Source organism: Kitasatospora sp. NPDC057512, from assembly GCF_042802135.1.
In the GTDB taxonomy this organism is placed as follows: domain Bacteria; phylum Actinomycetota; class Actinomycetes; order Streptomycetales; family Streptomycetaceae; genus Kitasatospora.
The window spans coordinates 1-10,603 of the sequence record NZ_JBHVET010000251.1; the positions used below are offsets into that span (position 1 = coordinate 1).

At 75.7% G+C, this 10,603-nt stretch carries 9 protein-coding genes; 2 read left to right on the forward strand and 7 right to left on the reverse strand.

Annotated elements, in window-relative coordinates:
• Positions 1–1,102: 1,102 nt before the first annotated feature.
• Positions 1,103–1,561: a hypothetical protein gene (locus tag ACFU6K_RS18130; RefSeq protein WP_380664134.1), complete on the reverse strand. Its 459-nt coding sequence runs from the start codon at positions 1,559–1,561 to the stop codon at positions 1,103–1,105.
• 52 nt (positions 1,562–1,613) lie between these two features.
• On the reverse strand, positions 1,614–2,378 hold the full coding sequence (locus ACFU6K_RS18135) for a sigma 54 modulation/S30EA ribosomal C-terminal domain-containing protein (RefSeq protein WP_380664136.1): 765 nt from the start codon (positions 2,376–2,378) through the stop codon (positions 1,614–1,616).
• 341 nt (positions 2,379–2,719) lie between these two features.
• On the opposite strand from ACFU6K_RS18135, the gene ACFU6K_RS18140 reads away from it, so the two are divergent.
• The gene (locus tag ACFU6K_RS18140; RefSeq protein WP_380664138.1) at positions 2,720–5,221 is read left to right on the forward strand and encodes a cytochrome P450; all 2,502 of its coding nucleotides are present in this window, start codon (positions 2,720–2,722) and stop codon (positions 5,219–5,221) included.
• Positions 5,222–5,240: 19 nt separating this feature from the next.
• Here the strand turns inward: ACFU6K_RS18140 and ACFU6K_RS18145 are convergent, their stop codons facing one another.
• From ACFU6K_RS18145 to ACFU6K_RS18165, 5 genes are all read right to left on the reverse strand, one after another.
• The gene (locus tag ACFU6K_RS18145) at positions 5,241–5,432 is read right to left on the reverse strand and encodes a DUF6126 family protein (RefSeq protein ID WP_380664140.1); all 192 of its coding nucleotides are present in this window, start codon (positions 5,430–5,432) and stop codon (positions 5,241–5,243) included.
• 43 nt (positions 5,433–5,475) lie between these two features.
• Positions 5,476–5,817, reverse strand: a complete 342-nt coding sequence (locus ACFU6K_RS18150; RefSeq protein WP_049656769.1) for a helix-turn-helix transcriptional regulator — start codon at positions 5,815–5,817, stop codon at positions 5,476–5,478.
• Positions 5,818–6,067: 250 nt separating this feature from the next.
• The gene (locus ACFU6K_RS18155; protein WP_380664142.1) at positions 6,068–6,535 is read right to left on the reverse strand and encodes a hypothetical protein; all 468 of its coding nucleotides are present in this window, start codon (positions 6,533–6,535) and stop codon (positions 6,068–6,070) included.
• A gap of 312 nt (positions 6,536–6,847) precedes the next feature.
• Positions 6,848–8,023, reverse strand: a complete 1,176-nt coding sequence (locus ACFU6K_RS18160; protein WP_380664144.1) for a glycoside hydrolase family 3 N-terminal domain-containing protein — start codon at positions 8,021–8,023, stop codon at positions 6,848–6,850.
• A 96-nt stretch (positions 8,024–8,119) separates the two neighbouring features.
• Positions 8,120–9,640 carry a PLP-dependent aminotransferase family protein gene (locus ACFU6K_RS18165; RefSeq protein WP_380664146.1) on the reverse strand — a complete coding sequence of 507 codons (1,521 nt, stop codon included), beginning with the start codon at positions 9,638–9,640 and terminating at the stop codon, positions 8,120–8,122.
• Between the two features lie 29 nt (positions 9,641–9,669).
• Here ACFU6K_RS18165 and ACFU6K_RS18170 point away from each other — a divergent pair, with 29 nt between their 5' ends.
• Complete coding sequence (locus tag ACFU6K_RS18170) at positions 9,670–10,560, forward strand: methyltransferase domain-containing protein (protein ID WP_380664147.1); 891 nt, start codon at positions 9,670–9,672, stop codon at positions 10,558–10,560.
• The last annotated feature ends 43 nt before the right edge of the window (positions 10,561–10,603 follow it).

Consider the following 10,603-nt stretch of genomic DNA (forward strand, 5'->3'; position numbering starts at 1 on the left):
GGTGCGGCGGCGGCGCGCAGGGCGGCCGGGGGGCGGGCGCGGGCGCTGCGGGGGGGGGGGGTTCGCATACGGGAGGGTCCTCGGGGCGGTGTGGGGGCAGGGACGCTGGGAACGGCCGGCGCCGGGAACGGCCCGCCACTGGGTGGGCGGCGGCCGGTCCCGGCGCGACGGACCTTCGGGCCTGCGGGTCTTGGGGCCCGCGGGCGGCGGCGGCTCGGGTCGGAGGGCTCGGCCGGCGTACGGGCCGACCGGTTTTACGGGCTCACAGGAACAGCCTTACCCCGTTCGGCTCACGAGGACTTCAGCGAACGAACAGTTCTGGTAAGGGAGGCCGCCGTTCGACCACGGAGGCTCCGACCGCCGTCCGTATCGAGGGTGAACCCGCCTATTTCAGTGGCGAGTTGACACGTCCGCGCGGCCGCTCGGGGGCGCCGCGGTCGGGCGGCGCTCCGACCCGGGACCGCCGAACCGCCAAGCACGGCACGGCGGCTCAAGCCGGCGGAATTCGGCGTGATCTGACTGATGGCCACCTCGGGAGCCGGTCCTCCCCGGGGTCGGGGGCGGGGCCGGGGGCGAGGTCGCGGCGGCCAGGGCGCCCTGCGGGTGGGCCGGCGGCGTCGGCGCGGCCCGCTGCTCCGGTGTCCCATCGCGTTCCTCTCCTCGCGCGACGGCCCGAGCCCCTGCGGCGGAGGGGCGCGGGCCTTCCGACACTCCGGAGAGCGGGAGGGGCGAGCGGGAATAACAGAAACCTCTTGCGAAAATCCCCGGGCCGTTCGATCGAGTGGTCGCCGGGGGACGCCGAGGCGGTGCGGCCCGGGCGGAAGGGAATCGCACAGGGCGGAGCCGGGGAGCGCGAGCAGGGGGGCGCGCGCTCCCCGGCAGGAGGTGGTGGCGGCCACCCGGCCGGAGTCCCGGGGCGTGCGACTCCGTCGGCCGTGACGGAATGCTAGACCCGTCGACAGGTGCTGACCAGTGCTCTGACCAGCGGATTTTCCGCCCCGGACATGCCATCGCCAGCCGGTGCGCGACGCACTGTCAGGACCGACGCACCGTCAGATCCGATGCGCCGTCAGCTCTGCGGACGGTCGGACCCGGCGAACGGTCAGGCCGCGGCCTTCACCGGCTCCGCCCCGAAGGCCGCCGCGCCCGCCCAGGGCCGCACCGCCGCCGTGCCGATGCCGCAGCCCCCGTGCAGCCGGGCCAGCCCGGCCGCCAGGACGACGCGGTCCCCGCCGAGCCAGAGCCGCAGGGCCGCCGAGAGCGCGGCGCTGGCCGGCCCGGCCGCGGGGCCGCCGGTCCGCACCAGCCGCTCGCCGAGCAGCGGCAGCAGGTCCGCGACCGCGGCGGGCAGCCACAGGGTGAGCGCGAACGGCGCCGGTCTGGCCAGAACGCGTAGCAGCGGCAGGACGCAGGCGTCGTCGTGCAGCGCGGGGATGACCTCCAGCAGCCCGTCCACCGCCACGTCGGAGACGTCGCCGCCGTGCCCGCGCGCGAGCTCGCGCAGCAGGGCGCGCTCGGCGGCGGTGATCCGGACGGTCAGCATGACCTCGTCGCAGTCCATGGTCCCGGCCCCTGTCGTGGAGAGTTGGTGGTGTGGTCGTCGGGTCGTGGTGTCAGTCCTGTGCCGACAGGGTTCCTGCCCCGATCCGGCCGTCCGATACCGGCGCTATCAGGCCGTAGTGGCCGTCGAAGCGGCGGTAGAGCACCCGGGCCCGGTGGTCGCCGGGGTCGGTCCAGCCGACGAACGGGCGGCCGGTGAGCCAGAGCCGGCGGGCCGCCTCGGCGAGGTCGAGCGGGGGCATCGCGCTGGTGCCCGCGGCGCACAGCTCCACCGTGCCGCCCGGCGTGCAGCGGTGCACCAGGCCGTCCCGCCCGGTCGCGGCGTCCGCGAAGAGGTGGAACCGCCGGTCGAGGGCGAGCAGTTCGAGCACGGCCTGTTCGGGGCCGCGGCGGGCGAGCACGACCGCCTTGTGCCGGGCGATCCGCCGCTGGGCGAGCGGACGGTCGGCGAACTGCGGGCGGTAGGCGCTCTCGTACGCGACGGCGAAGCCGATGTCGCCCTGTTCGCGCAGCCGGACGGCCCGGCCGGCCAGCGTGCCGAGCACCAGGTCGACGGACTCCCGCGCGGTGCCGGTGGCCAGCTGCACCCGGACCGGGCCGGCTCCCGCCAGCTCGACGTCCGCCTGGGCCAGCGCGGGCCGGGTCACCGAGCGGTTTCGCGAGCGGGTCAGCCGCAGTCGCAGCGCGTGGGCGTCGGGGCCGAGCGCCGCGGCGGTGGCCAGTGCCCGGGCCCGGGCGTACTCGGCGTCCTCGCGGGGCAGCTCGCCGCGGATCTCCACCCGGACGTCGAGGGCCGGCCGGTGGCGCAGACGGGTCATCAGGTTCCTCCTTCTTCGCATCCATGCTGTCCCTCGTACGCCCGTGCGGCGAGGGTCCAAAGACCCTGCCCCGCGGGCCGGCCGCCGACCGCCCGGGCGGTCGCATCGGCGCAGGTCAACACCGAGTTTCGAGCACGCACGAAAGGGTCGATCCACTCGGCCGTTGGAGTGATCCCCGCACATTCGGCGCAACGCTCGGGAAACCGGCGCGTTTGTCCAACGTGCGCCCTCCCGCCGGGGGCGCGCGCGGGGCCCGCGCTGGGCGGTCCCCCGGCTCCCGGCCGGCCCGCCGCTGCCACCCGGCATCGCCCGCACCGGCCCCTCTGGTGAGAGGTAGTGTCATGTCCCTGCTGACCGAGACGCGGAAGCTGATCGTCCCGCCGAGAACCGCACCCCGCCCGTCCCCGCTGACCCGCGCCGCCGTCCCGCCGTTGGCCCCCGGCGCCCTGCCCGGCCTCGGGCACGCCGGTGCCCTGCTGCGCGACCCGCTCGGCTTCCTCGGTTCGCTCTCCCGCCACGGCGGGGTGGTCCGCATCCGCCTCGGACCGCGCACCGTCTGCGTGGTCACCGACGCCCGGCTGGTCCACACCCTGCTCGTCGCACTGGCCCACGACTGCCCGCGCGGAGCCGTCCAGGACACCCTCAAGACGGCCTTCGGCGACGGCCTGCTGATGTCCGAGGGCCAGGCCCACCGGGACCGCCGCCGGATCATCCAGCCGGCCTTCGGCCCGGACCGGATGGGCGAGTACCTGGCCGTGATGCAGCAGGTCACCGAGGAGCGGGCCGGGCGCTGGCGCCCCGGGCAGGTCCTCGACGTGGCCAAGGAGATGAACCACCTGGCGCTGGAGATCGTCACCCGCACGCTGTTCGACGCCCGGCTCAGCGAGGACGCCACCGTCGCCTTCCACCGGGCGCTGCCGGACCTGGTGAAGGGCCAGATCGTCCAGTCCCTCTACCCGAACCCGGCGCTCGCCCGGCTGCCGCTGCCCGTCAACCGGCGCTTCGACGACGCCGTGCGGGTGCTCAACCGGGTGGTCGACCAGGCCGTCAACGGCCGCGCCGCGGGCGCCGAGGAGGGCCGCCGCACCCTGCCCGCCCTGCTGCGCGCCGCGACCGACCCGGCCAGCGGGTGCCCGCTCACCGAGGCCGACGTGCGGTCCGAGGCGATCGCCATGTTCGGCGCGGGCACCGAGACCGTCTCCACCACGCTCACCTGGCTGCTGGACGAGCTGCTGCGCCACCCCGAGGTGGAGGCCCGGATCCTCGCCGAGCTGGACGAGCACCTGCCCGCGGGCGCCGTCCCCACCCCCGAGGCGCTGGCCCGGCTCACCTACACCCGCAGCGTCACCCAGGAGGTGGTGCGGCTGCACGCGCCGAACGCCTTCCTGATGCGCACCGCCCAGGTGCCGGTCGAGCTCGGCCCGTACCGCGTCCCGGCCGGCACCGAGCTGCTGTACAGCCTCACCGCGCTGCACCGCGACCCGGTGCGCTACCCGGAGCCGCTGAGCTTCCGGCCCGAGCGCTGGCAGGACGGCGGCGGCACCGGGCGGCCGTCCTTCCTGCCGTTCGGGGCGGGCAAGCACAAGTGCATCGGCGAGGCCTTCGCCTGGGCGGAGCTGACCGTCGCGGCCGCGGCGATCCTGCGGCGCTGGCGGCCGGTGGCGGTGCCGGGCGCGCGGGCCCGCGAGGTGGTCTGGACGACGGTCCAGGCGCACGGCCTGCGGGTGCGGCTCGCGCCGCGCGGCGCGCGCTCCCCACGCAGGAGCTCCACCGCGGCCTCCCGCGAGGGTGATACCGGCTCCTCACCGGGGGACACAGTGCCCTCCTCCCCCGGTGAGCCGCCGTCGGGCCGGTGCCCGTTCACCGGCGCCGGCCGTGCGACCGCCCCCGCCGACCCCGCCACCACGGCCGCTCCGTCGGACCTCCGGTCGCGCGCCGACCTGCTCCTCGCCGCCGACCGGCACGCCGACTGGGCGGTCCGCCGCGGCCTGCTCACCCCGTCGGAGCTGCCCCGCTACCGGGCGTACGCGCTGCACGAGCTGATCGGCTTCGCCTACCCCCGCGCCCGGGGCGCCGAACTCGACCTCCTGGTGGACATGCTGGGCTGGTTCACCATCCTGGACGACCGTTTCGACGGCCCGCCGGGCCGCCACCCCGTCCAGGCCCGCGCCGTGGTCGATCCGCTGGTCGCGGTCCTCGACGGCGCCCGCGGCGGGAGCCCTTCCGAAAGTCGACTACTGCTCTCCTGGAGGGAGTTGTGGGAGCGCCAGACCGCCTCGATGTCCCCCGAGTGGCGCGCCCGGGCGGCCCGGGAATGGCGGGCCTGCCTGGCCACCTTCCCCGCCGAGGCCGAGCACCGCGCCCGCGGCACCGTGCCCGCCCTCGGCCTCGACCTGACGGACACCATGTGGCTGCGCCGGCACGGCAGTTGTCTCTACCCGTTCATGAACATACTGGAACGGGTCCACGGCACCGACGCCCCGGCCGCGCTGCACGCGGAGCCCGCGCTGCACCGGCTGCGCGCCAACACCGCCGACGCCGCCACGCTGATCAACGACCTCTACTCGCTGAAGCGCGAGGAGCGGCAGGGCGGGACGGCGTTCAACACCGTGCTCACCCTCGAGCGGGCCCACGGCTGCACCCGCGACCGGGCGGTCCACGCGGTGCGCACCCGGGTGGCGCGGCTGCAGCAGGAGAGCGAGGAAATCCGCCGCGACCTGCTGCGCAGCCACCCGGCCGGGCGCTGGTACCTGGACGGCACCCGGGAGCTGGTCGCCGGCGTGCAGGCCTGGACCAGCACCAGCCACCGCTACCGCGTGCGGGACCGGGAGGCGCGCCGGTGAGCGGCCCGGTCCCGGAGCGCTACTTCCGACCGCCGAGAGCGAACAGCAGCAGCACGAAACCGGCGAACAGGTGGGTGGCGAAGATGTAGACGCCCGCGCGGATCAGCATCGCCTTGCGGCGCCGCTTCTCCTCGCTCGTACCGTCCCCGCTCGTACTGCCCTCGGTCGTGGTGCCCTCGGTCGTGCTGTCGTCGCTCGTGCTGGCGCTCATGGTGGTGCTTCTCCTCGGATCGGGCGGACGGGCCGGGCGCGGCTCAGCGGGGCCGACCGCCGGGGGCGCGCAGCTCGGTGAGCAGCGCGCCCTGGTCGGTGATCAGCTCGGTCAGGATCCGGCGGGCCGCGCGCAGCAGCTCGGCGACGTCCGGGGTGCTGAGCGCGTACACCACGGTGTTGCCCTCACGGGTCGCCGTGACCAGCTGGGTGCGGCGCAGCACCGCGAGCTGCTGGGAGAGGTTGGACGGCTCGACCTCGATCTCCGCCAGCAGCTCGCGCACCGGCCGGGGGCCGTCCTGGAGCAGTTCCAGGACCCGGATCCGCACGGGGTGGCCGAGGGTGCGGAAGAACTCCGCCTTGGCCTGGTACAGCGGCACCGGCATCGTCCGTGCTCTCCCTCGGGTCCGGTCGGGTGGTCGTCCGGCCGGGCGGGGATCGCCGCCGCGGCCGGTAGGCATCATCGCGACAGATGAAGATTTCTTCAAGTCGTCACCGTGCGGCGCCGGGGTGCGCCGGGACCCGGCAGGCCCCGACCGGGCGCTCCGCCGTGCGGTCGCGATCGGGTCGGGGCATGCGAAAGCCGAGCCCGGGACGCTGCCAACTCCCGGGCTCGGCAGTCATGGTGATGAGACGTCAGCAGACTACAGGCACTTCCACGGTGGCCGGGACCTGCCCACTCCAGAAGCCCTCGACGTCGAAGGAGACGTGCACGGTGGACCCGCACGGCACCGTGCTGGAAATGCCGTCGACCCGCACGGTGGAGACCTGGAACACGGTGCGGCCGTTCACGGTGCCGAGCGAGGCCCCGCCGGTCACGTTGGCCGACAGGTGGGTCACCAGCTCCTTCGGCGCCGGCGGCCACGGGGTGCCCGGGGACGGCGGGCCGGCCAGGCCGATCTTCCCGTAGACCGCGACGCTGTCACCCGTCACGTCGGCGCAGGCGTAGGTGGCCAGGCCGGCCTGCAGGCTGGAGTAGCCGCAGGTGGTGACGGTGGCGGCGGCGGTGGTGGCGGCCGGGGTCGCGGCGAGGGCCGGCACGGGGGCCGCGAGCAGGGTGACGGCGCCGGCGGCGATCCAGGTGGCGCGACTCATGCGGTTCATCGGTGCCTCCTCCTTCGGAGGGTATGAGGACGGACTGGGAACAGGTGACGTGGTACATATGACATTTCATAGGCCCACGACAGAAACTTTGACATGTGATTCCTTGGCCATGAGGCGTATTTACCCTGGGAAGTCAGGTGTCGACCGAAACTGAACCTTCGATGGCGCAATCAGCGCCGGACAGTCGAACGGGCGCCCCTGCCCAGGGGACGCCCGCGTGGAGCCCGGGTGAACCGTTTCCGAACGCCCCCGGAACCGCCTCCGAAACCGCCCCCGAAGCCGCTTCCGAACCGACGCCGAACCGCCGCCGGCTCAGCCCAGCGAGCCGCGCAGGGCGTCGACCCGGGCCACCGCCTCGCCGAAGGCGTGCCGGTCCAGGCGGCCGTCGTCCAGGGCGGCGGCCAGCGCCTCGGTGGCCTCCTCGCCCTGCCGGGGGTCGCGCCCGGAGCAGAGCATCAGGTCCATCCCGGCCGCGGCGGCGGCCAGCGCGCGGTCACCGGGGCCGCCGTACGGGGCGAGCGCGTCGGCCTCCATGGCGTCGGTGACGGTCACGCCGTCGAAGCCGAGCCGGCCGCGCAGCTCGCCCTGGATGATCGCGTGCGAGAACCCGGCCGGGTGGTCCGGGTCCAGCGCCGGGTAGATCGCCCAGGAGGCCATCACCAGGCGCACGCCCGCCGCGATCGCCGCCCGGTACGGGGCCTCGCCGCGGGAGCGGAGCTGCGACAGCGGGACGTTCAGGGTGACCGGTCCCGCGTCGGTGTTCGCACCCCGGGGCGCGGCGCCGAGGCCGGGGAAGTGCTTGGCGGTCGCGGCCACGCCGAACCCCTGCTGGGCGGTGAGGAAGGCGCTGCCCAACTCCGCCACCTTGGCCGGGTCCTGGCCGAAGGAGCGCTCGGAGTGGTCGATGAAGTTGTCCGGCGTGTCGTAGACGTCGAGCACCGGGGCGAGGTTGAGGTTCAGCCCGGCGCCGGTGAGGGTCCGGGCGGCGCCTGCCCCGGACTCGGCCGCCGCGGCGACCGGGTTCGCCGCCAACCCGACGCGGCGGGCGGAGAGTTCGGGCGCACCGGGCAGCCGGCGGACCTTGCCGCCCTCCTGGTCGGTCATCAGCAGCAGCGGGCGCGGATGCGGTGCCTCGGCTGCGGCCTGCTTCAACTCGGCGACCGCCTCCGCGAGTTGTTCCGGGCTGGTGATGTTCTCACCGAACAGGATCACCCCGGCGGCCCGGCCCTCCCGGATCGCCTGGAGCGTCGTGGCCGACGGTATCGGGCCCGGGTACGACAGCACGACCCGCCGCCCGGCGAGCACCCGGGAGTCCTCCTGCTCCAGGCCGGCCATCGCCGCGGTCCTCTCGTCCGGTGCGCCCGGGACACCCGGAGCGCTCGGGGCACCGCGCGGCGGGGCGGGCGAGCCGAGCGGCACCGGCCCGAGCGCGGCTCCCATGACGGCCAGCACCACCCCGAACTGGGCGACACTTCGGAACAGGCCCATCACGCCTCCCGGTCGACAGGTGACTTCGGCATGTCAACGTACCCAGGGGTGCGGCGCGGCATTCCCCCATCCATCGTATTCATCCGATAATCCGACTCAATCTCCCCAAGGTGAGGCCCTCCTGCGGACCAGCCGTCCCAGGACGGCCACGCCCTCGGCGATCTCGGAGACCGAGCCCGCCGCGTAGCCGAGGACCAGGCCGGGCGGGTACGGCAGCCGGGCGTGCCAGGACAGCGGCTGCACCTTGACCCCCTCGGCCAGGGCGGCGGCGGCCAACCCCGTACCGGTGCGGCCGCATCCCTCCGGGAGCGTCAGCATCAGGTGGAGGCCGGCCGCCGCGCCGTGCACGGTGGCTCCCGGCAGGTGGGTACGGATCGCGGCGATCATCGCGTCCCGGCGGCGGCGGTGGCGGCGGCGCAGCAGCCGCAGGTGGCGGTCGAGGTCGCCGGACTCCATCAGCCGGGCGAGGACCAGCTGGGGCAGCACCGGGTTCCCGAGGTCGGCGAACCGCTTGGCGTCCAGGACGGCGTCCCGCAGCCGCTCCGGGACCAGCAGCCAGCCGGTGCGCAGCGCGGGGGCGAGCAGCTTGGAGACGCTGCCCGCGTAGCAGACCCGCTCCGGCAGGACGGCCCGCAGGGCCGGGACGGGCGGACGGTCGTAGCGGTGCTCGGCGTCGTAGTCGTCCTCGATGACCAGGCCGCCCTCCGTCGCCCAGCGCAACAGTTCGCGGCGCCGTTCGCCGCCGAGCACGACGCCGGTCGGGAACTGGTGGGCCGGGGTGAGCAGGACGGCCGGGGCGCCGGTGGCGCGCAGCGCGTCGACCCGGACTCCCTCGGCGTCGACCGGGACGGGCGGGGTGGCGACGAGCCAGTGGGCGAGGTGCTGCCGGACGCCGACCGAGCCCGGGTCCTCCACCGCGACCTCGTCGATGCCCACCCGTCCGAGCGCGCGGCCGAGCAGGGCGAGCGCCTGGGCCGTACCGGCGACGATCAGCACCTCGTCCGGGTCGGCGCGGATGCCCCGGTTGCGGGCCAGCCAGTGGGCGACGGCCCGGCGCAGGGCCGGGGTGCCGCGCACGTCGCCGTAGCCGAGGTCGGACGCGGCGAGGCCGTCGAGGACGGCCCGTTCGGCGCGCAGCCAGGCGGCGCGGGGGAAGGCCGCGAGGTCGGGCACGCCGGGGGTGAGGTCGATCCTGGCGGGGGCGCCGCGCAGCCGGTCGAAGACGTCGGGGTCGGGGTCGTCCCGGAAGAGCGCGGGTACCGGGCGGAGTCGCTCCTCCGGTGGATCGGCAACCGTGTCCGGTGCGGCGGTGGCGGCGGCGGTGGCCGCGACCACGACCGTGCCGCCCCGACCGCGGCCGGCGACCTGCCCCTCCTCGGCGAGGCGCTGGTAGGCGTCGGTCACCACCCCACGGGAGATGCCGAGTTCGGCCGCCAGGACCCGGCTGGCGGGCAGCCGGGCCCCGACCGGGAGCCGCCCGTCGGCGACGGCCTCGCGCAGCCGGCGGGCGAGCCAGTCGGTGAGGCCGCCGGGCGGGGCGTCGGCGGTGTCGAGCTGGAGGAAGTCGGCGCCGGCCTCTTTGGACCGGTCGGATGCCGTGGCTTTGGACCTGTTCACCGGACCATAGTGGCGGCGAGGGTGGGGCCATGACCACGGAAACGACGGCGCCCGCGAACGCGGCGGCGCCGGAGCACGGCCCCGACCACGGACCCGCCTACGGCCCCGACCACGGCCCCGACTACGTCCACGGCTACTCGCAGACCGAGGCCCGGCGCCTCGGCGACCAGGCCGACACCCTCGCCGACCTGCTGCACGCGGGCACGGCCTACCCCGCGGGCAGCCGGGTGCTGGAGGCCGGCTGCGGGGTGGGAGCGCAGACCGTGCACCTGCTGGCCGCCAGTCCCGGGGTGCGGCTGACGGCGGCCGACCTCTCGGCGGACTCGCTGGCCCGGGCCCGCTCCCGGGTGGCCGCGCAGGCGCCCGCCGCGGACGTCACCTGGCACCACGGCGACCTCCACCGACTGCCGTTCCCGGACGGCTCCTTCGACCACGTCTTCCTGTGCTTCGTGCTGGAGCACCTGCCCGACCCCGCGGCCGGGCTGGCGGCGCTGCGCCGGGTGCTGCGGCCGGGCGGGACGATCACGGTGATCGAGGGCGACCACGGCTCGGCGTTCTTCCACCCGGAGACCCCGGCGGCCCGCCGCACCGTCGACCACCTGGTCCGGCTGCAGGCCCGGGCGGGCGGCGACGGCCTGCTCGGCCGCCGCCTCCACCCGCTGCTGACGGAGGCCGGGTTCGCGCGGGTGACGGTCCGCCCGCGCACGGTCTACGCCGACGACGCCCGGCCGGCCCTGGTGGAGGGCTTCACCCGCCGGACCTTCGTCGCGATGGTCGAGGCCGTCCGGGCCGAGGCGCTGGAGGCCGGACTGAGCACCCCGGAGGCCTTCGACCGGGGCATCGCGGAGCTGCGCCGCGCGGCCGAGCCGGGCGGGACGTTCCACTACACCTTCTTCAAGGCGGTGGCGGTCCGGCCGTAGCGCGGGCCTGCCGGGACCTGCTCCTGCCGGAGCGGGCCCCGCG